Source organism: Streptomyces sp. NPDC041784, assembly GCF_055591025.1.
The window spans coordinates 339,995-361,305 of sequence record NZ_JBVJAB010000001.1 but is presented as its reverse complement, the minus strand read 5'-3'; the positions used below and the strand labels follow the sequence as shown (position 1 = coordinate 361,305).

Below are 21,311 nucleotides of genomic sequence, written 5' to 3'. Positions count from 1 at the left end.
GCGGGGAAGAGCCCCCTACCCCGTCAGATGAACGGCGAGTGACCGGCTCCGGGCCGCCCGAGGAGCACCCGGGGAGCAGCCGAGGGGCGTCCACGGCGCCCTAGATCCACGTCCGGCGATCGGCGTTTCGCGTTGCTGGGGCGTTCACGCGCAGGCCACCCCCGGTGTCGAGCATCCGGTACGAGCGGGACGTTCGCGGCTGCGATCGACCCGCGTCCACTGCCGACGCGTTCGCACTCGGGGAGATGGCGCCATGTCGCGCACACGCTCTGTCACGTCCTCCGTGCTGGGGGTCGACCGTCGTACCGTCCTCGCCGCCACCGCGGCCGTCTCCGTCTCCGTGGGCGTCGGTTACGCCCTGCGGCCCACCGACAGCGAGGCGGCGCCCGCCGCGCAGGTGCCCGCGGCCCGTCAGGAGCCCCAGCCCGCCGGTCCGCGGGCCTCTGCGGCACCCGCCGCCGCACCGCTCGCCCCCTTCACCAAGGGCACCACGCTCGCCGCCGTCGCCGCCCCGCGCGCCGGCTCCGGCTACCGCCGCATGGGCAGCGCGCCCGGCTGGGGGCGCGTGGTGCGCGGCGAGCTGGCCGCGCCCAAGTCCGGCCGCGCGGGCCGCCGTACGACCCTCGCGGCCTTCGTGCAGCTCACCGACCTGCATCTGATCGACAGTCAGCATCCGCTGCGCCTGGAGTATCTGCGGGCGGCGAGCGACATCTCCTGGCGTCCGCACGAGGCGCTGACCGTGCAGGGCGCGATCTCGCTCGTGGAACGGGTCAACGCGCTGCGGGCCGCTCCGGTGACCGGGGCGCCGCTGGACTTCGTCGTCACCACCGGCGACAACACCGACAACAACGCGCACACCGAGCTGGACTGGTACCTGACGGTGATGAGCGGCGGGCGCGTCACCCCCAACTCCGGGGACCCGCGCCACTACGAGGGCGTCCAGAACAGCGGCGTCCCCCTGTACTGGCAGCCCGACTCGGCCTCCCGCGACGTCTACAAGCAGCGCGGCTTCCCCCACCTGGACGGCTTCCTGGCCGCCGCGATCCGTGAGGTGCGCAGCCCCGGACTGACCCTGCCCTGGTACTCCACCGTCGGCAACCACGACGCCATGCCGCTGGGCTGCTACGCGCACGGCGACAGCTGGCTCGCCGAGTACGCGGTGGGCGGCCGCAAGCTGATGGAACTGACCCCCGCCGAGGCGGTGCGGCTCCAGCAGAGCATCAGCAAGGACCGCGACCCCCGCGGCACGGTCCTGCGCGACCTGCTGAAGTCCAAGACCCGCGCGATGCGCGCGGTCACGCCGGACGAGCGCCGGGCGCCCTACACGCCCGCCGAGCACGTCGGCGCCCACCTGGACCCGGCGTACCGGGGCGCGGGTCCGGTCGGCCACGGCTACACGCGGGCCAACCTGGAGGCGGGCACGCAGTACTACACCTTCCCGATCGCCGAGAACGTGCTCGGCATCAGCCTCGACACCACCGACCCCGGCGGCCACTACAACGGCTCGATCGGCACCGCGCAGCTGAAGTGGCTGGACGCGACCCTGCGGGCGCACCGGGATCAGTACGCCGTCGTCTTCAGCCACCACACCAGCGAGAGCATGTCCAACACGCGCCCGGACCCGGCGCACCCGGGCGACCGCCGCCACGAGGGCGCCGAGCTGGTGGCCCTGCTCGGCCGGCACCGCAACGTGGTGGCGTGGGTGAACGGCCACATCCACCGCAACGACATCACCCCGCACCAGGGTTCCGCGGGTTCCTTCTGGGAGATCTCCACCGCCTCCCATGTGGAGTTCCCGCAGCTGGCGCGGGTGGTCGAGCTGGTCGACAACAAGGACGGCACCCTCTCGCTCCACACCACCCTGATCGAGTCGGCCGCCCCCCACCGCACGGACTTCGGCGACCTCTCCCAGACCGGTCTGGCCTCCCTCTACCGGGAGCTGTCGGCGAACGCCCGCTTCGACGGAGCCCGCCTGAGCGGCGAGGGCAAGGACCGCAACACGGAGCTGCTGCTGAAGAGGAGGTAGTCCGTCCGGGGGTGTCGCCGACCGTACGAGGACCTGTGACGTCACGTTCATGCAAGGGAAACGTCCGTACCGCCTCATATCGGCTAACCCGCACTTCACGGGGATGGCTTGATATCGGTCCAAGGCGGGTGATCGTGTGCGCAGAGGCAACGGACTGCGTGTGCTGTCGGTGTACGACGGTTTCTTTTCCGGAGGCGCCCGGATCGTGCACAGCGATGTGGTGCTGGGGCTCCGCGAGGGCGGCCAGCACCACCGTGTGCTCAGTGTCCACGGCGAGGTCCACCGCGAGGCCACCCGGCAGCGGATGGAGGACGACGCCTGCTACCGGAATCTGACGGCGGCCGGGGTGGGCGTCACCTCCCTCGGCCGTACGTTCGGTCCCGGGGGTACGGATCCGGCCGTCTTCACCGGCCCGGAACTGGCCGATACCGCCAGGGCCACGGCCGACGCGGACGTGATCCTCTCCCTCAAGGAACAGCCCCTGGCCCTGCTCGGCCAGGCCGGTCTGCCCCGCCGCCCGGTGGTGGTCTGTCTGCACCGCTCCGACCCCGGGAACCAGGGCCGCGCCCTCGACGACCTCAAGGCCGCGATCGCCGACGGCACGGTCGCGGCGTGCGTGTGCTGCGCGGAGTCGACCCGGGCGGCGTACGAGGCGGCGGGCGTCCCCGCGGGCCTGCTGCACGTCATCCCGAACGGCGTCGACCTGATCCGTTTCCGCCCGGACCCGGCCCGCCGCCTCGCGGTCCGCACCTCCCTGGCGGTCCCGGCCGACGCCCCCGTGATCGTCTTCGCGGCCCGCTACGACGCGATGAAGAACGTTCCGCTGTTCCTGCGGGCGGCGGCGCGGTGGCTGTCCGCGGTCCCCGGCGGCCATGTCCTGATGTGCGGGGCGGGCATGACGGCGGCCAACCCGGGCCTGACGGCGGACCTCGCGACCGCGTTCGGCGACGCGGCGGCCGGCTCCCCGGACCGTCTGCACCGCCTGGGCGTACGCCACGACATGGAGGCCGTCTACGCGGCCGCCGACGTGGTGTCGCTGACCTCCTCCTGGGGCGAGGCGGCCCCGCTGTGCCTGATCGAGGGCATGATGTGCGGCGCGGTCCCGGTGGCCACGGACGTCGGTGACACCGCGGCGATCGTCGCGGGCCACGGTCTGCTCACCCCGCAGGACCCGACGGCGATCGCGGCGGCCTGGACGGAGGCGGTGACCCACCGCGACACCTGGGCCCCCGCCCTGGCCGCCGACCGGGAACGGTTCAGCCGCACCCGCATGATCGCCTCGTACGCGGCCCTGATCGACCAGGTCTACGCGGGCACCGCAGACCGGGTCCCCCTGCCCGAGGACGGCTGAGCCCCCGCGGCCGCCCGAGCACACGAGGAGGGGCCGCCGGCACCGGGCCCTGGCGACCCCTCCTCTCCCCTCCTGGTTCCGCCCCGGTCCGTCACTACCGGGGCAGCACCACGACATACGCGGCCGGGTCGCGGTCCCCGGCCGCCATCAGGGCCGTGCGGATCACCGCCGCCTGCTGCTCCCTCGCGTCCCGCAGCTTCCTGGGCGTGATGTGGACGACCGTGATGCCCAGCCGCTCCAGGTGCTCCCGCTTGCGGGCGTACTCCGACCACAGCGCGTCGTCTTCCTGGCGAGGCGCCCGCGTGTCCAGCTCCACCGCCACCGCCTGCTCCGGCCAGTACGCGTCCAGACCGCCCAGGTGGGGCCCGCCCGGCAGCCGGAGGTCGACGTTCCACACCGGGTCGGGCAGTCCGTACTCGGCGACCATCCGGTAGAGGCGGTCCTCCGCGATCGCCCGGCCCTCGGCCAGCAGTGAGTCCACCGCGTCCACCACGTGCGGCCGGCTCAGCAGCTTCGCGTTGTTCAACTCCCGTACCACCGCGGCCGGTTCGCAGTGGCCCCCGCGCACGGCCTCCGACAGCAGCCGCCGTACCACGCCCGCGTCCGTCAGTCCGGCGACCGCGTCGGCCAGGGCGCGCGGCACGGGGGCGACCGGGAGGCCCGTCGCCTGCTCGGGGTGGGGCAGGCCGGTCGTGCGGACGACGTGCGCGAAGCCCGTCGAGCGCAGCCTGCGCAGCCGCGGGACCAGGACGTCGATGCGCTCCAGGGAGGGCAGCGGGGGAGCGGAGGTGAAGCCGTACAGGGTGAGCGCCGCCAGGCCGGTGATCATGGCCTCCGTGTACACCGGGCGGTGCGGGCCCTCGGCGTCCGGCTGGGCCGGCACCCCGGCGGCCGGCGGCACCTCGCGGGCCGCGTACAGCAGCACCGCGTGCAGCCGCTCCTCGCTGGTCGGCGGTCCCGGGTGGAGCGCGTACACGCCCGGCAGGAGCTGCTGCCAGGGGCCGCCGGGACGGCACTGCTCGGCGGTCTCGGCCGGCGCGACGCCGTGCGAGCGGAGCTGGGCGGTCGTCAGGACGCGGCGCCCGCCGTCGCGCGCCAGGTGGCGCAGCGGGCGGGGGCAGGGGGAGGGTGAGGCGGAGGGGACCGGGGGGAGCGGGGGGACCGGGGGGAGCGGGGTGTTGTGGTTCATGACTCGGGGATTCCGCATCCGATCCGCCCTGTAACCACTGTTACGCGCTCGTCGACAAATGCGGACAAGACCGCACTAAAGGACGGGTGTTCGGGTGCCGATAGCGCGCGGAAAACCCCTGGTCCGCCGGGGGCGGTCCAGGGGTTACGGGTATGACTGAACGAATTGCGTAACGGTGACCGGCGGCTCAATCCATGGGCAGAGCTTCCTGGGCCCGCAGCGCCCGCGCCAGATCGTCCCGCCCCTCCAGCACGAGTCGGCGCAGCGCCGGCGGCGCCGACGCGTGCGCGGCCAGCCAGGCGTCCGCCGCCGCGAGCGTCTCCGGGGAGTCCTGGAGATCCGGGAACAGCCCCCTGACCACGTTCATCGCGATCTGGATGGAACGCTCGGACCAGACGCGGCCGATCACCGCGAAGTACTTCTGCGCGTACGGCGCCAGCAGCTCCCGCTGCGAGGACTGCCCGAAGCCCGCGATCGTGGCCTCCACCAGGGCGTTGGACAGCGCGTCCGACTCCACCAGCTGGGCCCACGCCTGCGCCTTCACCGCCGCCGAGGGACGGGCGGCCAGACAGCGGACCTGGTGGCGCTTGCCGGACGCGGTGTCGTCACGGGCCAGTTCCGCCGCGAGCACCCCCTCGTCCGCCGCGCCGTGCGCCGCGAGCGGCTCCAGGAACGCCCAGCGCAGCTCCTGGTCGACCACCAGACCCTCGATCTTCTCCGTGCCGTCCAGCAGGCCGCGCAGCAGCGCCAGATCGTCCGGCGCCGACGCCATCGAGGCGAAGAACCGGGCCCAGGCCAGCTGGTGCTCGCTGCCCGGCTCGGCCGCCCGCAGATCCCGCAGGGCGGTCCCGGCCAGCAACAACTCGCCCGCGGGCCGCCGGTCCCGCGGCACGTAGTGGACCAGCGCCGAGCCCGCCTGCGCGTGCAGCATCTGCAGGACGCCGATGTCGGACTCGCCGCGCGCGAACCGCACCACCAGGTCCACGAAGTCGGACGCGGGCAGCAGCGCGTCCCGGGTCAGGTTCCACAGCGCCGACCAGCACAGGGCACGGGCCAGCGGGTCGGTCATCGAGCCCAGGTGCTCCAACAGCGTGGCCAGCGAGGTCGCGTCGAACCGGATCTTGCAGTACGTCAGGTCGTCGTCGTTGACCAGCACCAGCTCCGGGGCGTCCTGGCCGACCAGCTCAGTCACGACCGTACGCGGGCCGTCCACGTCCGTCTCGGCGCGCGCGTACCGCACGAGCCGCCCCTCCTCCAGCCGGTACAGGCCGATCGCCACCCGGTGCGGGCGCAGCTCCGGGTGCGACTCGGCGGCCTCCTGGAGCACCGCCAGTTCCCCGACCCGGCCCGACGCGTCCAGCAGCACCTGCGGGGTCAGCGCGTTGACGCCCGCCGTCTGGAGCCAGGACCGCGCCCACGCGCCCATGTCCCGGCCGCTGGTCTCGGCGAGCACCGACAGCAGGTCGCCGAGCCGGGTGTTGCCGTACGCGTGCCGCTTGAAGTAGCGCCGGGCGCCCTCCAGGAACGCGTCCTGGCCGACGTACGCCACCAGCTGCTTCAGCACGCTGGCGCCCTTGGCGTAGGTGATGCCGTCGAAGTTGAGCTTGGCGTCCTGGAGGTCGCGGATGTCGGCGGTGACCGGGTGGGTGGAGGGCAGCTGGTCGGCGCGGTACGCCCACGCCTTGCGGCGGTTGGCGAAGGTGATCCAGCCGTCGGTGAAGCGGGTCGCGCCGACCAGCGCGAAGGCGCCCATGAAGTCCGCGAAGGACTCCTTCAGCCACAGGTCGTCCCACCACCGCATGGTGACCAGGTCGCCGAACCACATGTGCGCCATCTCGTGCAGGATGACGTTCGCCCGCGCCTCGTAGGACGCCTGGGTCACCTTGCCCCGGAAGACGTACTCCTCCCGGAAGGTCACCAGACCCGGGTTCTCCATCGCGCCCAGGTTGTACTCGGGCACGAACGCCTGGTCGTACTTCCCGAAGGGGTACGGGTAGTCGAAGTGGTCGTGGAAGAAGTCCAGGCCCTGCTTGGTGATCAGGAAGACGTCGTCGGCCTCGAAGTACGGCGCGAGGCCCTTGCGGCACATGGCACCGAGCGGGATCTCCAGCGTCGTACCGTCACCGAGGTCCCGGGTGTAGGAGTCCGTCACATGGTGGTACGGGCCCGCGACCACACAGGTGATGTACGTCGAGATCGGCTTCGTCTCCGCGAACCGCCAGACGCCGTCCGCCTCCGTGCCGGCCCCGTTGCTCCACACCGTCCAGCCCTCCGGCGCCCGCACCTCGAAGCGGAACGGGGCCTTGAGGTCGGGCTGCTCGAAGCCCGCGAAGACCCGGCGGGCGTCGGCGGGCTCGTACTGCGTGTAGAGGTAGACCTCGCCGTCCTCCGGGTCGACGAAGCGGTGCAGGCCCTCACCGGTGCGGGAGTAGGCGCACCGCGCGTCCACCACCAGCTCGTTCTCGGCGGCCAGGTCCTCCAGCAGGACCCGGGAGCCGTCGAAGACCTCGCCGGGGTCCAGATCGCGGCCGTTGAGGGAGACGGCCGTCACGCTCGGGGCGATCAGGTCCGCGAAGCTGGACGCGCCGGGCTCGTTGCAGCGGAAGCGGACGGTGGTCACCGAGCGGAAGGTGCGCGGGCCGGCCTCGTCCTCGTCCTCGTCGGCCCGGTCGCCCACCGCCGAGCGCAGGTCGAGGGACACGTCGTACCCGTCGACGGACAGCAGGGCGGCCCGCTCCCGGGCCTCGTCGCGGGAAAGATTCTCACCGGGCACGCGGGTCTCCCTCTGGGCGGTGCGCATGGTCGTGGACAGGACCGATCCTGCCACGCGCCCCTGACCCCGGGCAGCAGGGAATGAGCTGCGCCGACGGTGGTGTTCACCTGGGAAAGCCTTATCGCTGAGGATCTCTTGAGGAGACACATGTCCGAGAAGACCCCTGTCGACTTCTGGTTCGACCCGCTGTGCCCCTGGGCCTGGATGACCTCCCGGTGGGTCCTGGAAGTGGAGAAGGTCCGTGACATCGAGGTCCGCTGGCACATCATGAGCCTCGCCGTCCTCAACGAGAACAAGCTCGACGAACTGCCCGAGGAGTACCGCGAGATGCTCGCGGTCAAGGCCTGGCAGCCGGTGCGCGTGGTCACCGCCGCCTGGCAGCTGCACGGGGAGGACGTCCTCGGCCCGCTCTACACCGCGCTCGGCACCCGCTTCCACAACAACGGCGAGGGCCCGACCCTGGAGGCCATAGCGGGCGCGCTCGAGGACGTCGGCCTGCCGGCCTCCCTGATCGACTACGCCGAGCAGACGGACTTCGAGTTCGACGCCCAGCTGCGCGCCTCCCACAAGGAGGGCATCGAGAAGGTCGGCCAGGACGTCGGCACCCCGGTCATCGCCGTTCCCGGCCCCGACGGCGAGCAGATCGCCTTCTTCGGCCCGGTCGTCACGCCCGCGCCCAAGGGCGAGGAGGCCGCCCGTCTGTGGGACGGCACCCTCGCGGTCGCCTCGGTCCCGGGCTTCTACGAGATCAAGCGCACCCGGACCAAGGGCCCGGACTTCAGCAATCTGTGACACGTCCTGCACGGGAAGGCCCCCGCGAACCCCGTTCGCGGGGGCACCATGGACGGCATGACGAAGATCGACACCTCGGTGCCGCACTCGGCCCGCATCTGGAACTACTGGCTGGGCGGCAAGGACAACTACCCGGTGGACGAGGCGGCCGGTGACGCCTACACCGCCGTCTTCCCCGGCATCGTCACCATCGCCCGCAGCAGCCGCGCCTTCCTGGGCCGCAGCATCGGCCACCTGGTCCAGGAGGCGGGCGTCCGCCAGTTCCTCGACGTGGGCACCGGGCTGCCCACGGTCGACAACACCCACGAGGTCGCCCAGCGCCTCGCCCCCGAGGCACGGATCGTCTACGTCGACAACGACCCCCTGGTCCTCGCCCACGCCCGCGCGCTGCTCACCTCCAGCACCGAGGGCGTCACCGCGTACGAGGACCTCAGCCTCTACGAGCCCGACCGCATCCTGGAGGCCGCGGGCCGCACCCTCGACCTCTCCCGGCCCACGGCCCTGATCCTCAGCGGCATCCTCGGCCACGTGGACGGCTACGACCGGGCCCGCGACCTGGTCCGCGCCCTGCTGTCGGGCCTGCCCGCCGGCAGCTACCTCTGCGTCAACGACGGCTCCCGCGGCACCGACCCCGCCTACGAGGCGGCCCAGGACGCCTACAACGAGACCGGCGCGGTCCCCTACTTCCTGCGCCCCATCGAGCAGATCGAGGGCTACTTCGAGGGCCTGGAGCTCGTCGAGCCGGGTGTGGTCTCCGTCCCGCTGTGGCGCCCCGAGCCGGGCACGCACCCCCAGCCGATCGGCCAGCACGGCGGCCTGGGCCGCAAGCCCTGACCCGCACCCCTGGCCGCCCCCAGGAAACCCGGCGACGGGAAAGCCCCCGCGAGTCATGTCCTCGCGGGGGCTTCCTTCCTTCCGCCCGCCGCCGTGAAGGGTGAGAAGACGATCACGAGGCGGGGCGCCTGCCCACCACCTTATTGCACATTGCTCGCAATTGCAGGATGGCATGAAGAAGGCCCCCGCGCGTCTCGCGCACGAGGGCCTCTCCGGGGCGACGGACGAGCGGTCAGGCGGAGCGCCTCCGCTGCCACCCGTACCCCACGACCCCCAGCGCCACCGTCATCGCGCCCGTCGAGTACACCTGCACCCGCGTCCCCGGCTCCCGCAGCATCAGCACGAAGACGGCGGCCATGCCCGCCAGGGCGACCCAGGTCAGGAACGGGAACGCCCACATCCGGACCGTGAGCTTCTCGGGGGTCTCGCGCTCCAGCCGGCCGCGCAGCCGCAGCTGGGAGACCGCGATGAAGATCCAGACGACCAGGATCACCGCGCCGATCATGTTCAGCAGCCAGGGGAAGACGTCGTCCGGCCGCCAGTAGCTGAGGACCACGCAGCCGAAGCCGAAGACACAGGAGGCGAGGACGGCGGGGCGCGGGACCCCGCCCGGCGCCCGGCCCAGCGCCTTCGGGCCGTGCCCCCGCTCCACCAGCGAGTACGCGATGCGCGAGGCACCGTAGACATTGGCGTTCATCGCGCTGAGCAGCGCGGCGAGCACGACCACGTTCATCACCTGGCCGGCGCCCGGGATGCCGAGGTGGTCGAGGGCGGCGACGTACGGGCCCTTCTCGACGACCGCCGCGGAGTCCCAGGGGACCAGGGTGACGATGACCGCCATCGAGCCGATGTAGAACAGCGCGATGCGCCACATCGCCGTCCGGACCGCGCTCGCCACGCCCCGCACCGGGTCCTCGGACTCGGCGGCGGCGATGGTGACGGTCTCCAGGCCGCCGTACGCGAAGACGGAGGCGAGCAGGCCGACGACCAGGCCTTCGGTGCCGTTCGGCAGGAGGTCGCCGAGGTTGTCGGTGCCCGGGGAGTCCGTGCCCGGCAGGACGCCGGCGATCGCCAGGACGCCGAGGACCAGGAAGAGGGTGATCGCGGCGACCTTCAGCGCCGCGAACCAGAACTCGAACTCGCCGAAGTTCTTCACGGCGGCCAGGTTCGTCCCGCAGAACACCAGCATGAACAGGGCGACCCAGAGCCACTCGGGCGTGCCCGGCAGCCAGCCGGTGACGATCTTCGCGGCGCCGATGCCCTCCAGGCCGACGGCCGTGCACAGCAGGATCCAGAAGGCCCAGCCGACGGTGAAGCCCGCCCAGGGGCCGAAGGCGCGCTCGGCGTGCGCCGAGAAGGAGCCGGAGGAGGGGTACGCGGCGGACATCTCGCCCAGCATCCGCATCACCAGCATCACGAGGAGGCCGGAGAGGGTGTAGGCGAGGACGATCGACGGTCCGGCGGCGGCGATGCCCGCGCCCGAACCGACGAAGAGACCCGCGCCGATGACACCGCCGAGGGCGATCATCGACAGATGGCGCTGCTTGAGGCCATGGGACAGAGAGGCGTCCGGCTCTTGTGGAGCCTTGACGGTGGTGCTGGGCATGGGCGCGGTTCGTCCAATGCGTGAGACGGGCAAAAACGCCCACAGTCTGGGCGGCCCCGCCGCTTCCACGGAGGGGCCGCCCACGATCCGGAATCGCCCGGTACGGTCCGTGCCTACGCCGCTACGGGCGAGGCCGCCGCCACCGGCGTGTAGTGCGCCGCGTCCCCCTCGATCGAGTAGCTCTCCCTGCCCTCGACACCGACCGGCACGTCACCGGCGACCGTCACCCGGTGCAGGCGGCGCGGCCGGCGGTCGTAGTTGTCGACGGCGTAGTGCTGGGTGATCCGGTTGTCGAAGAGGACCAGCTGGCTCTCCGACCAGCGGTGGCGCAGGACGTTCTCCGGCCGGACGACGTACGACTGGAGCAGATCGAGCAGCTTGCGGGACTCGCCGACCGACAGGCCCACGATCCGCTGCGCGAACCCGCCGATGAACAGCCCACGCTCACCGGTCAGCGGGTGGACCCGCACGACCGGGTGCGCGGTGCGGTACGTGATGGACGTGAACCGGGCGCGCTGGGCGGCCCGCTCCTCGTCGATCTCCTCGGTCGGCACCGCGTAGTCGTAGTCGTTGCTGTGCTCGGCCCACAGCGTGTCCGCCAGCCGGCGCAGCGGCTCCGGGAGCTGCCGGTACGCGGCGGCCGAGCTGGCGATCAGCGTCTCGCCGCCGTACGGCGGGAGCGTGATGCTGCGCAGGGTGCTGGCCTGCGGCGGGTTGAGGACGAACGTGACGTCGGTGTGCCAGTGGTTGGCGCTGCCCTGCTCGCTGTCGACGGGCAGCACGTTCGGGGCGCCGTCGACCGCGGCGACGGTCGGGTGGGCGGTGGTGAGGTCCCCGAAGTGCCGGGCGAAGGCCTGCTGGCCCGCGTCGTCGAGGCGCACGTCGTCGAAGACCAGGGCCTTGTGGACGTTCAGTGCCTCGCGCAGCGCGGCGACCGTGTCCGCGTCCAGCGGCTCGGAGAGGTCGACGCCGAGGACCTGGGCGCCGATGTGGGCGGTGACCTTGCGGATGTCGAGTGTCATGACCTGGACCTTTCAGACGAGGGCAGCGGTGTGCTGGTTGACGGGGCGGGGGAGGCCGTAGCGCTCCCGCAGGGTGCGGCGCGGGCCGTACTCGGTACGCAGCAGGCCGCGGGCGCGCAGGATCGGGACGACGTGGTCGACGAAGGCGTCGAGGCCGGAGGGCAGGACGGCGGGCATGATGTTGAAGCCGTCGGCGGCGCCCTGTGTGAACCAGGTCTCGATGGCGTCGGCGACCTGCTCGGGCGTGCCCGCGAAGGTGAGGTGACCGCGCCCGCCGCCGAGTCTGCCGATCAGCTGCCGTACGGTGAGCCGCTCGCGCCGGGCCAGCTCCACCACCAGGGTGTAGCGGCTCTTGGCTCCCTCGACGGCGTCCTCGGGCGGCAGATCGGCCGGGAGCGGGCCGTCCAGCTCCAGTGTTCCGGCGGGCAGTTGCAGCAGCCGCTCCAGGTTGGCCACGCCGTGGGTGTGCACGATGTGGTCCTCCAGCACCTGCTCCTCCGCCCGCGCCTCGGCCTCGGTCGAACCGATCACCGGCACGATGCCGGGCAGCACCTTGAGGTGCTCGGGGTCACGGCCGGCCGCCGCCGTGAGCGCCTTGAGGTCGGCGTAGAAGGCCTGTGCGTCGCCGAGGGTCTGCTGCGCGGTGAACACCGCCTCCGCGTACCGGGCCGCGAACGCCTTGCCGTCCGCCGAGGAGCCCGCCTGCACCAGCAGCGGGTAACCCTGCGGCGAACGGGGCACGTTGAGGGCGCCCTCGACACTGAAGTACGTGCCCTTGTGCCGGGGCGGGTGGATCTTGGAGTCGTCGCCCCAGACGCCGGAGGCCTTGTCGGCGAGGATCGCGTCGTCCTCCCAGCTGTCCCAGAGCTTCAGGGCCACGTCGAGGAACTCGGCGGCGCGGGCGTACCGCTCGGCGTGCGCCGGTTCCGCGTCGAGACCGAAGTTGCGGGCGGCCTCCGCGCCGGCCGTGGTGACGATGTTCCAGCCCGCCCGGCCGCCGCTGACGATGTCCAGCGAGGCGAACCGGCGGGCCAGGTTGTAGGGGGAGTTGTAGGAGGTGGACGCGGTGGCGATCAGACCGATGTGCTCGGTCGCCGTCGCGAGTGCGGTGAGCAGCGTGAGCGGCTCCAGCGCGCCGGCCGGGCGCTGCGCGACGCTGCCCCACAGGTGCGGGCCGTCGGCGAGGAAGAGCGAGTCGAAGGTGCCGCGTTCGGCGGCCCGGGCCAGCCGGACGTAGTGGTCCAGCTCCACATGGGCGTACGGGTCGCTCTCGGGGAGCCGCCAGGAGGCCTCGTGGTGACCGGTGTTCATCAGGAAGGCGTTGAGGTGGAGCGTGCGGGGCATGCGGTGTCCTTGGAGGGTGACGAGGGGCGCCGGCCGGTATCACTCAGCCCGTCTGGGGGTGCCCCCTCTGGGGGAGGTTGAGGACGAGGCCCGTTCAGGGCCGAAGCGGGGGTTCGGGGGCGGCGGCCCCCGGGGGACGGCGGCGGCCGACGGTCACCGGATGTCCTCGGTCACCCCGAGCGCCGCCAGCAGCCGCGACCGGTACTCGCCGCGCGCATGCGCGTCGCGGTCGACGGTCAGGTCGAGACCGATCCGGCCGTGGTCGAGGACGAGGATCCGGTCGGCGAGCGCGATCGCCTCGTCCACGTCGTGGGTGACGAGCAGCACGGAGGGCCGGTGGCGCTGCCACAGCTCCCGCAGCAGGGCGTGCATCTTGATCCGGGTGAGCGCGTCCAGTGCCCCGAACGGCTCGTCGGCCAGCAGGAGTTCGGGCTCCCGGACGAGCGAGCGGGCCAGCGCGGCGCGCTGCGCCTCACCGCCGGACAGCTCGTTGGGCCAGGCCCGCTCACGGCCGGCGAGCCCCACCTCGGCGAGGGCCGCCCGCCCCTTCTCCTCCCCGCCCGTCCCCAGCAGTACGTTGTCCAGCACCCGGCGCCAGGGCAGCAGCCGGGAGTCCTGGAAGACGACGGACACCCGCTCCGGAGCCGTGAGCTTCCCGTGGCCCGCGACCTCGTGGTCGAGGCCCGCGACCGCCCGCAGCAGGGTGGACTTGCCGGAGCCGCTGTGTCCGAGGAGGGCGACGAACTGTCCGGCGGGGATGTCGAGGTCGATACCGTCGAGGACCGTGCGTCCCCCGAACGACCGGGTGAGGCCGCGCAGTTGGACGGCCGGACGGGTCAGCTGCTCAGTGTGCGGCGCCACGACAGCACCCTCCGTTCGACGAGACGGACCGCGCTGTCGGAGATCAGGCCGAAGACGCCGTAGATGAGGAGGCCGACCAGGATGACGTCCGACTGGCCGTAGTTCTGGGCCTGGAACATCATGTAGCCGAGGCCGCTGGTGGCGTTGATCTGCTCCAGGACGACCAGGCCGAGCCAGGATCCGGTGACACCGAGCCGGAGTCCCACGAAGAATCCGGGCAGCGCGCCGGGGATCACGATCTCCCGGATGAACCGGACCCTCGACAGGCCCTGCACCTCGGCGAGTTCGACGAACCGGTGGTCGATGCCGGACAGCGCTGCATGCGTGTTCAGATAGATCGGGATGTAGACGACGATCGCGATGATCGCGATCTTGAAGGTCTCGCCGATGCCCAGCCAGAGGATGAACAGCGGGATCAGACCCAGGGTCGGGATCGCCCGGTTGAGCTGTACCGTCCCGTCGATCAGCGCCTCCCCGGTCCGGCTGAGCCCGGACGCGAGGGCGAGCGCCACACCGGCGGTGAGGCCGATCGCGAAACCGTATCCCGCGCGTTCCAGCGAGGTGACGATGTCGGTGGGCAGGGTCCCGTCGGTCCACAGGCGGACCCCGGTGTCCAGCACGGTCCAGGGCGAGGGGATCGCGCCGGGGTCCAGCCGGCCGGCGGCGGAGGCGCCGGCCCACAGGACGAGCACCACGAGCGGGCCGACGAGCCGGGCGGCGGGAAGGCGTTTGCCGGGGGCCAGTCCGCGCCGGCGTTTCCGGGAGGGTTCGGGAGGGGCGGCGACCGGGGCGGCCGCGGTCACGGTCGTTGTCATGGCGGTCACTTCCGGTACTCGGCGGTCACGGTCGTTGTCATGGCGTCACTTCCGGTACTCGGCCGGCACGGCCTCGGCGGCGAGGGCCTCGAAGCGGTGGTCGAAGAGGGAGGACACGTCGAACTTCTTCACGAAGCCGCCCTCCGCGAGCAGATCCGCGGTCTCCTGCTCCCAGGCGATGGCCTCGTCCCAGCTCGGCGGGAACAGCGGCTTGTTGGCGAGCGCGGTGATCGCCTCGGCCTGGGCGAGGGTCAGGTTCTGCGTCCCGACGTAGAACTCCTTGTTCCAGATGTCGGGGTTCTCGTACTGCCAGACCTGGCCCCGCGCCCACTGCGGGATGTACGCGGCGACGGCGGCGGCCTTCGCCCGGTCGTTCAGCACGGACACCGGCGCCCACAGCAGGTTGAGCAGGTCGACGACGTCGGTGGTGATGGTGCGGGCGCCCTTCGACGCGTACTGCTGGAGGTAGGCGGGCGCCTGGCTGTTGCCGAGCGGGGCGATGTCGACCTGCCCGGACTGGAGCGCGGTGAGGAACTGGTTGCTGGTCAGCGGGACGAGCTTCACGTCGTCGTACGCCAGGCCCGCCTGCTTCAGCGCCCGCAGCAGGACGACACCCTGCGCCTGTCCCTGGGAGAACGCGAGCCGCTTTCCCTCGAAGTCCGCGACCGAACGGATGTCGCTGCCGGGCTTGGTGGCGAAGAGATAGTTCGGCTTACGGGTGACGTTGATCGCGACGATTTTCGCGTCGAAACCCTGGTAATGCGCCTGGATCGGCGGAATGCCGGCGTTGTTGGCCAGGTCCAGGGATTTCGCGCGGAAGGCGTTGATGACGTCCGGTCCGGCGCCGATGTTCAGCCAGCTCGACACCGTGAAAGGCAGTTCGGGCAGTTTCGCCAGCTTGAACTGGAGTTGCTGGACGTTCTGGAAGGAGGCGATCTTCAGGCTGGTGCCGGCCGGCACCTTGCCGGCGAGCGGGGCGGAGGAAGCGCCCTTGGCGCTCGTGGCGGCGCTGCTCTCGGCGCAGCCGCTGAGACCGGCGACGCCCGCCGCGGCACCGAGCACAGAGGTGAGGAAAAGCCGACGGTCATAGGTCGAAGGCATGGAGAACCCCTAGGGGGAAGCGGTGAAAAAAGGCAGGCGTAATTCCGGGCAGCGCCAAGGGAATTCACGCGTGAGAAGACAGGCAGAAGGGTGCGCTCCCGGCGCACCGGGGCGTCAGCAACAGAGAGTGCGACAGCTCATGGAACGATGGTCCTGTTCTCGTGCGGGGCCTGTCAACATTCGGAGTTTCTGAATTAATTCGGGTCGGGGGACACGGTGAGCGGATCGCGGTAGAGGACGTCCAGGGCCACCGCACCGCCCGCCACGGCCAGCACGGAGTCCCCGAAACTCGTCGGCACCACGGACCGTGCCCGCTCGGCCCCGACCTCCTCCCGCAGCGCGGCGAGGCAGTCCTCCCGGTGGAGGACACCGACCTCGGTGACGACGACCCGCTCCGGATTGAGGACGTCCAGCAGCAGCCCCGCCGCCCGCCCCGTCATCCGCGCCCGCTCCCGCAGCAGCCGCGCGGCCACCGGGTCCCCGGCGTCCGCCGCGGCGAGGACGTGCATCGGGTTCACCCCGTCGACGATCCCCGCCTCCCGGGCCCGCCGGCACAACGTCCGCTCGCTCAGTTCCACCTGGAGGCAGCCCACCCGCCCGCAGTCGCACGGCTCCGTCCCGCCGGCCAGCGGCAGATGCGCGACGGCCCCCGACTGGGAGCGGGGGCCGTGGTGCACCTCGTCATGGGTGGCGAACGCCGCGTCGACCACGTTCCCGACGAACAGATGCAGCACACTGCGGCTGCCGCGCGCCCGCCCGAACAGCCGCTCCGCGTTCACCAGCGCCCGCGCGTGCCCGTCCACCCGGACCGGCAGCCCGGTGCCCGCCGCGACGAGGTCCCCCGCCGGCACGTCCCGCCAGCCGAGCAGCGGATGCTCGACCACGGTCCCGGAGTCCCGGTCCACCCAGCCGCCGGCGGCCAGACCGACGCCGAGCGGACGGCCGCGCCCGGAGCGGGCGAGCAGCTCCGCCAGCCCGTCGGCGGCCCGCGCCAGCACCTCGTACGGCTCGGTGCCGCGGTGCTTCAACTCCCGCCGGGCCAGCACCCGGCCGCGCAGATCGAGCAGCGCGACCGTGGTGTACGGGACCGCCACGTGTACCCCGCCGACCACGAACCGCGAGTCGTCCAGGTCGACCGGCACATGCGGCCGGCCGACCCCGTTGGACCGGCGCGGGGCGGCCGACTCCCGGATCAGCCCGAGGCCGCTGAGCCGGGCGCAGTGGTCGGTGACGGCGGCCGGGGACAGCCCGGTGAGCCGGGCGATGGTGGAGCGGGCCACCGGTCCGTGCTCCAGCACGGATCGCAGGACCACACTGGCGCTGGTGCGCCGCCGGTCGCTGTCGGCGACACGGGGGACCGGGGACGTCGTACGGACAGGAAGTGCCGCGGTGCGGGGCATGGTTGACCGTCCTCCAGAACGGGGCCGACACGTCTCGGGAGCCGAGGCGCGCCGGGTCCGCGCCTCAGGCCGGGCGGCGACAGGTGGCCGTGCCCTGGCGTCGCAGGTCGACATAGCGACGCGACGTGAAGTTCCGGGCCTGGGCGGTCATGGCTGGAAGGGTAGGGCAGGAAAGGTGAATCCGACCAGAGCACTAGGATTCCTTTGGTGAGAACACACAATGCCGTCGTCCCGCGGAAAGGTGAGCGAAACATCCCCACCTCAGTGATCGGTGTCACGCCGTACCGGGTGTAACCGGCATCCTTTGTCCGGAGCCGACCAAGGTCACGTTCCCGCCTTTGTCGATCGCTGACGGTGAGCGGCCCGCCGACGCTGGGATAGCGTCGCGGTGTTCCGAACCGTCCCCCTCCCGCGGAGTCCCCATGAGCACCGCCGTCGCCACCCCCGCTCGCACCGGACAGGTCCTCGCCGACCTGATCCCCGCCTCCCGAGTCCGGGACATCGCGCTCGTGCTCGGTGGCGCCGCGCTCACCGGCCTCGCGGCCCAGATCGCGGTCCCGATCCCCGGCTCCCCGGTGCCGGTGACCGGCCAGACCTTCGCCGCCCTCCTCGTCGGCACCACGCTCGGCGCCGGCCGCGGCTTCCTCTCCCTCGCCCTGTACGCGCTGGCCGGCGTCGTCGGTGTGCCGTGGTTCGCGAGCGGCACCTCGGGCGCCGGCGCCGTCTCCTTCGGCTACATCCTCGGCATGATCCTCGCCTCCACGGTCGTGGGCGCCCTGGCCCGCCGCGGCGCCGACCGCACCATGTGGCGGATGGCGGGCGCGATGCTGCTCGGCGAGGCGATCATCTACGCCGTCGGCGTCCCCTACCTGGCCTACGCCGCCGACCTCTCCGCCTTCACCGCGATCGAGGCCGGCCTCACCCCGTTCCTGATCGGCGACGCCCTCAAGGCCGCCCTCGCGATGGGTCTGCTGCCCAGCGCCTGGAAGTTCGCCAAGCGCTGACACACGCTCAGCCGCCGTGCGGGAGGCCCGCCGGGATGATCCCGGCGGGCCTCCCGCGCGTTTTCGAGGTCGTACGGCGCTCAGGGCCTGTCCGGCGGATCATGCCGGAGGCGCGGGGCCTGGCACGCCCTCCCCCAGAGGGGGTACCCCCAGCGGCGTTGTCGTCGGTCGCCGACTCCCCCACGCTCGGCTGCGCTCGCGCGGGGGGGACCCCCATCGCGTCGACGCCCTCCTCCGCCTTGCGGTTGGACGCACCATGCCCCGCTCACGTGCGCTGATCAGGCGCCGCAGGTTTCCTCCGACTTGATCCGCCGGACAGGCCCTGGCCCGCCTCCCCTTCCGGACGCCGGCGCCCGGCCCGCCACAGCCCGGCCGCGCCCGCCGCGAGCAGCGAGACACCGGCCGCGCCCAGCGGCAGCAGGTCGCGTTCGACGCCGGTCCTGGGCAGTTCGCCCGGCGCCACGGGGGTGTTGTCGGTGCCGAGGAGCAGCGGGGTGGCCGGCGCGTTCGGCGACGGGTTCGTCGTACCGAAGGGCACCGGGCCCTGCTGCCAGAACGTCTTCTTCCCGTCCGTGGTCTGGACGGGCAGACAGATCTTTCCGGTCTTGCTCAGATCGAAGGCCGCGTCGACGTCGTACGATTTCGAGGCGCCTGCCGCGAGATTTCCGACGGGGCAGGAGAAACCGCTGTTCGAACCCTCCGGGAGATCCGCTTTTGCGATCGCGGCACACCCCTGGACGCTTTTTACGGTCAGCCCGTCGAAACCGACGACGAGCATCCTGATGTCTCCGCTTTCCTTGGTTCCCTCATTCTTCACCGTGGCGGTGATCGCCGTTTCCTGTGAGCCGTTGTCGACCGAGATCCGCTCGGGCAGCAGCGTGGTCAGCCTCACGCCGGCCGGTGCCTCGTCGACGGCCTTTCCCCCCTTGCCGCTGCCGGGCCCCTCGTCGTCCGCCCCGGCCGGGGCGGAGAGGATCATCACGGCCGAGAAAGATGCCGCGACGAGTGATCCGGTGATGGTCGTCGTACGACGAGAACTCATGTTCGTCCCCCTTGGCTGCGCCTGAATTCGCAGTACTTGAAGAGGTACCACAAGATTTCTCCGCACTATGCTGGTGCGGCATGAATTGGTAGGGCCGGGCAATGGAGGGGGTGTAGCGAATTGCCGGGGAATTCGGAGAGCGGCGGTGTTCCAGGTCTTCTGGTGACGGGGCGCTACCGGCTGGTCGAAAGCATCGGCCAGGGGGGAATGGGGCGGGTGTGGCGGGCGACCGACGAGATGCTCGACCGGCCGGTCGCCGTGAAGGAGATGCGCATCGACGGCCTCGACCCGGAGGACACCCGCACCCGCCGCGAACGCACCCTGCGCGAGGCCAGGGCCACGGCCCGCATCGACCACCCGAACGTCGTCCGCGTCTACGACGTCGTCGACGAGGGCGAACGCCTGTGGATCGTCATGGAGTTGGTGGCCGGCCGCTCGCTGGAACGGGTCATGGCGGAGGACGGCCCGCTGGCGCCGGGGGAGACGGCCCGCATCGGCCTCGGTCTGGTCGCGGCGCTGCGCCAGGTGCACGCGCGGGGCGTCCTGCACCGGGACATCAAGCCGGGCAACGTCCTGGTGGAGGAAACGGGCGGCGGGGAGTCCGGCGGTGAGGGGGCTGGTGGTGGGGGGTCCGGCGGCGGGAGGTCCGGCTTCGGGGGGTCCCGTGCCGGGGCGTCCGGCCCCGGAGAGGCCGGTGTCGGAGAGGCCGGTGTCGGAGGAGCCGGTGTCGGAGCGGCCGGTGTCGGGCGGGTCGTCCTCACCGACTTCGGCATCGCCGCGATCCAGGACGCCAAGGCGCTGACCATGGTCGGCATGCTGGTCGGCTCCCCCGACTACATGGCCCCCGAGCGGGTCTCCGGCCGCCCCCAGGGTCCGCCGTCCGACGTCTGGTCCCTCGGCGCGACCCTCTGCGCCGCCCTGGCCGGCCACTCCCCCTTCTCCCGCGACACCACCCTGGCCACCCTGCACGCCGTCCTCTACGAGGAACCCGTACTCCCGCCCGGCGCGGGTCCGTTGCGGGAGATCCTGGCGCGGCTGCTGGAGAAGGAACCGACGGTCCGGGCGTCCCTGGCCGACGTCGAGGCGGCCCTGCGGCCGGTGGCCTTCCCGGCGCCGCCGCCCGCGCCGACCGCTAGAAACGGCGACGGCGAGTCGGGCGCCGCACCGGAGGAACCCGGTCCGCGGGAGTCTCCGACGCGGGTCCTGCGCACCCCCACCCGGGCGGCCGGACCCTACGATCCCCGGCTGCCGGCCGCATCCGGGGCCCCGGCGGAGGCCGTCTCGGAGATGCGTTCGGAGGCCGGTGCCGAGCCGCCGTCCCCCAGCCCGGCGGGCGGCGGCACCGGGCCGCGCCGCTCCGGTGTCTCCTTCACCCGGGCCGGGGCGGAGACCGAACGCCGGCCCGCGCCGGGCGAGCCGCCGGGCCCCCCGCTCCCCGCGTTCCCCGCCACCGCCCCGACCCGCACCGGTCGTCGCAGGGGAGCCGTCGCGGCCGCGGCCGTCGTCGTCGCCGTGGGCACGGTCGTCGCGGTCGTGCTGGCCCTCGCCCCCGGAGGAGGGGGCGACGAGGACACGGCCGGGGGCACGCCCCAGCCGTCCACGACGGTGTCGACGCCCGGCACGGTCACCCCGTCGTCCACCGTCGAGGGCACCTCCCGGCCCCGGAGCCTGCCGCCGGGCACACACCCCGAGGCGGGCGGGTTCGCGTGGGCGACGCCCCGGGGATGGCAGCGGGACGTGAAGACGGGCGCGGAGGTGCACTACACCTCCCCCGACGGCACCCAGGAGCTGGTCGCCAAGTCCTCGCTGGCCCGCGGCGACCTGATGGACACCTGGGAGACCTCCGAGCACAACGCCCGCCAGGGCGAGGACTACGAGAAGATCCGGCTGGAGGAGACGACGTTCCACGGCCGCCCGGCGGTCCTCTGGGAGTACACCTTCACCCTCCGGGGCACCCGCTGGCACGCCCGGCTCCTCGGCTTCGACGAGCGCGGGAAGTCGTACCAGATCAACACCTGGTACCAGCCGCGGATCGAGGCCGAGGCGCTGAAGATCTACGAGACGGTCAAGGACAGCTTCACCGTGCTGTGAACCCTGTGAACCCTGTGAACCCTATGAACCCTGTGAACCCCTTGAGAGCACATGAAGAAG

The 21,311-nt window shown here is 72.3% G+C and carries 16 protein-coding genes; 6 read left to right on the top strand and 10 right to left on the bottom strand.

The window, feature by feature from the left end:
- Positions 1-253 precede the first annotated feature (253 nt).
- Both ACZ6D7_RS01585 and ACZ6D7_RS01580 read left to right on the top strand, forming a co-directional pair.
- Entirely contained in the window at positions 254-2,026 is a 1,773-nt protein-coding gene (locus tag ACZ6D7_RS01585; protein WP_469482195.1) for a TIGR03767 family metallophosphoesterase, read from the top strand.
- Between the two features lie 160 nt (positions 2,027-2,186).
- On the top strand, positions 2,187-3,377 hold the full coding sequence (locus tag ACZ6D7_RS01580; RefSeq protein WP_469482986.1) for a glycosyltransferase: 1,191 nt from the start codon (positions 2,187-2,189) through the stop codon (positions 3,375-3,377).
- Between the two features lie 94 nt (positions 3,378-3,471).
- Here the strand turns inward: ACZ6D7_RS01580 and ACZ6D7_RS01575 are convergent, their stop codons facing one another.
- Both ACZ6D7_RS01575 and pepN read right to left on the bottom strand, forming a co-directional pair.
- Positions 3,472-4,566, bottom strand: a complete 1,095-nt coding sequence (locus tag ACZ6D7_RS01575) for a hypothetical protein (protein ID WP_469482193.1) — start codon at positions 4,564-4,566, stop codon at positions 3,472-3,474.
- Positions 4,567-4,753: 187 nt separating this feature from the next.
- Positions 4,754-7,339 carry an aminopeptidase N gene (gene pepN, locus ACZ6D7_RS01570; RefSeq protein ID WP_469482191.1) on the bottom strand — a complete coding sequence of 862 codons (2,586 nt, stop codon included), beginning with the start codon at positions 7,337-7,339 and terminating at the stop codon, positions 4,754-4,756.
- A gap of 147 nt (positions 7,340-7,486) precedes the next feature.
- Here pepN and ACZ6D7_RS01565 point away from each other — a divergent pair, with 147 nt between their 5' ends.
- Complete coding sequence (locus tag ACZ6D7_RS01565) at positions 7,487-8,131, top strand: mycothiol-dependent nitroreductase Rv2466c family protein (protein ID WP_469482189.1); 645 nt, start codon at positions 7,487-7,489, stop codon at positions 8,129-8,131.
- 57 nt (positions 8,132-8,188) lie between these two features.
- Entirely contained in the window at positions 8,189-8,965 is a 777-nt protein-coding gene (locus ACZ6D7_RS01560) for an SAM-dependent methyltransferase (protein WP_469482187.1), read from the top strand.
- 232 nt (positions 8,966-9,197) lie between these two features.
- Here ACZ6D7_RS01560 and ACZ6D7_RS01555 read toward each other — a convergent pair whose 3' ends face one another.
- From ACZ6D7_RS01555 to ACZ6D7_RS01525, 7 genes are all read right to left on the bottom strand, one after another.
- On the bottom strand, positions 9,198-10,571 hold the full coding sequence (locus ACZ6D7_RS01555) for an amino acid permease (RefSeq protein ID WP_469482185.1): 1,374 nt from the start codon (positions 10,569-10,571) through the stop codon (positions 9,198-9,200).
- 113 nt (positions 10,572-10,684) lie between these two features.
- Positions 10,685-11,593 (bottom strand): TauD/TfdA dioxygenase family protein, encoded by a 909-nt coding sequence (locus ACZ6D7_RS01550; RefSeq protein WP_469482183.1) that lies wholly within the window; start codon positions 11,591-11,593, stop codon positions 10,685-10,687.
- A gap of 12 nt (positions 11,594-11,605) precedes the next feature.
- Positions 11,606-12,937 carry an LLM class flavin-dependent oxidoreductase gene (locus tag ACZ6D7_RS01545; RefSeq protein WP_469482181.1) on the bottom strand — a complete coding sequence of 444 codons (1,332 nt, stop codon included), beginning with the start codon at positions 12,935-12,937 and terminating at the stop codon, positions 11,606-11,608.
- A gap of 153 nt (positions 12,938-13,090) precedes the next feature.
- Positions 13,091-13,798 carry an ABC transporter ATP-binding protein gene (locus ACZ6D7_RS01540; RefSeq protein ID WP_469482179.1) on the bottom strand — a complete coding sequence of 236 codons (708 nt, stop codon included), beginning with the start codon at positions 13,796-13,798 and terminating at the stop codon, positions 13,091-13,093.
- A complete protein-coding gene (locus ACZ6D7_RS01535; RefSeq protein WP_469482177.1) occupies positions 13,774-14,613 on the bottom strand; it encodes an ABC transporter permease in 840 nt (279 codons plus the stop codon). The genes ACZ6D7_RS01540 and ACZ6D7_RS01535 overlap by 25 nt, the downstream gene beginning before the upstream one ends.
- 45 nt (positions 14,614-14,658) lie before the next feature.
- Positions 14,659-15,714, bottom strand: coding sequence for an ABC transporter substrate-binding protein (locus ACZ6D7_RS01530; RefSeq protein WP_469482175.1), 1,056 nt, complete (start codon positions 15,712-15,714; stop codon positions 14,659-14,661).
- 194 nt (positions 15,715-15,908) lie between these two features.
- Positions 15,909-17,114: an ROK family protein gene (locus ACZ6D7_RS01525; protein ID WP_469482173.1), complete on the bottom strand. Its 1,206-nt coding sequence runs from the start codon at positions 17,112-17,114 to the stop codon at positions 15,909-15,911.
- A gap of 422 nt (positions 17,115-17,536) precedes the next feature.
- Here ACZ6D7_RS01525 and ACZ6D7_RS01520 point away from each other — a divergent pair, with 422 nt between their 5' ends.
- On the top strand, positions 17,537-18,118 hold the full coding sequence (locus ACZ6D7_RS01520; RefSeq protein ID WP_469482171.1) for a biotin transporter BioY: 582 nt from the start codon (positions 17,537-17,539) through the stop codon (positions 18,116-18,118).
- 265 nt (positions 18,119-18,383) lie between these two features.
- On the opposite strand, the gene ACZ6D7_RS01515 is transcribed toward ACZ6D7_RS01520, so the two are convergent.
- Positions 18,384-19,160 carry a hypothetical protein gene (locus ACZ6D7_RS01515; RefSeq protein ID WP_469482169.1) on the bottom strand — a complete coding sequence of 259 codons (777 nt, stop codon included), beginning with the start codon at positions 19,158-19,160 and terminating at the stop codon, positions 18,384-18,386.
- A 162-nt stretch (positions 19,161-19,322) separates the two neighbouring features.
- On the opposite strand from ACZ6D7_RS01515, the gene ACZ6D7_RS01510 reads away from it, so the two are divergent.
- Positions 19,323-21,251 (top strand): protein kinase domain-containing protein, encoded by a 1,929-nt coding sequence (locus tag ACZ6D7_RS01510; RefSeq protein ID WP_469482167.1) that lies wholly within the window; start codon positions 19,323-19,325, stop codon positions 21,249-21,251.
- Positions 21,252-21,311: the final 60 nt, after the last annotated feature.

Bases quoted from the DNA above. Each gene is read 5' to 3' on its own strand.
- ACZ6D7_RS01525 (WP_469482173.1), bottom strand. From the start codon at position 17,114: ATGCCCCGCACCGCGGCACTTCCTGTCCGTACGACGTCCCCGGTCCCC.
- ACZ6D7_RS01575 (WP_469482193.1), bottom strand. From the start codon at position 4,566: ATGAACCACAACACCCCGCTCCCCCCGGTCCCCCCGCTCCCCCCGGTC.
- ACZ6D7_RS01515 (WP_469482169.1), bottom strand. From the start codon at position 19,160: ATGAGTTCTCGTCGTACGACGACCATCACCGGATCACTCGTCGCGGCA.
- ACZ6D7_RS01585 (WP_469482195.1), top strand. From the start codon at position 254: ATGTCGCGCACACGCTCTGTCACGTCCTCCGTGCTGGGGGTCGACCGT.
- ACZ6D7_RS01555 (WP_469482185.1), bottom strand. From the start codon at position 10,571: ATGCCCAGCACCACCGTCAAGGCTCCACAAGAGCCGGACGCCTCTCTG.
- ACZ6D7_RS01530 (WP_469482175.1), bottom strand. From the start codon at position 15,714: ATGCCTTCGACCTATGACCGTCGGCTTTTCCTCACCTCTGTGCTCGGT.
- ACZ6D7_RS01535 (WP_469482177.1), bottom strand. From the start codon at position 14,613: ATGACAACGACCGTGACCGCGGCCGCCCCGGTCGCCGCCCCTCCCGAA.
- ACZ6D7_RS01550 (WP_469482183.1), bottom strand. From the start codon at position 11,593: ATGACACTCGACATCCGCAAGGTCACCGCCCACATCGGCGCCCAGGTC.
- ACZ6D7_RS01520 (WP_469482171.1), top strand. From the start codon at position 17,537: ATGAGCACCGCCGTCGCCACCCCCGCTCGCACCGGACAGGTCCTCGCC.
- ACZ6D7_RS01560 (WP_469482187.1), top strand. From the start codon at position 8,189: ATGACGAAGATCGACACCTCGGTGCCGCACTCGGCCCGCATCTGGAAC.
- ACZ6D7_RS01565 (WP_469482189.1), top strand. From the start codon at position 7,487: ATGTCCGAGAAGACCCCTGTCGACTTCTGGTTCGACCCGCTGTGCCCC.
- ACZ6D7_RS01545 (WP_469482181.1), bottom strand. From the start codon at position 12,937: ATGCCCCGCACGCTCCACCTCAACGCCTTCCTGATGAACACCGGTCAC.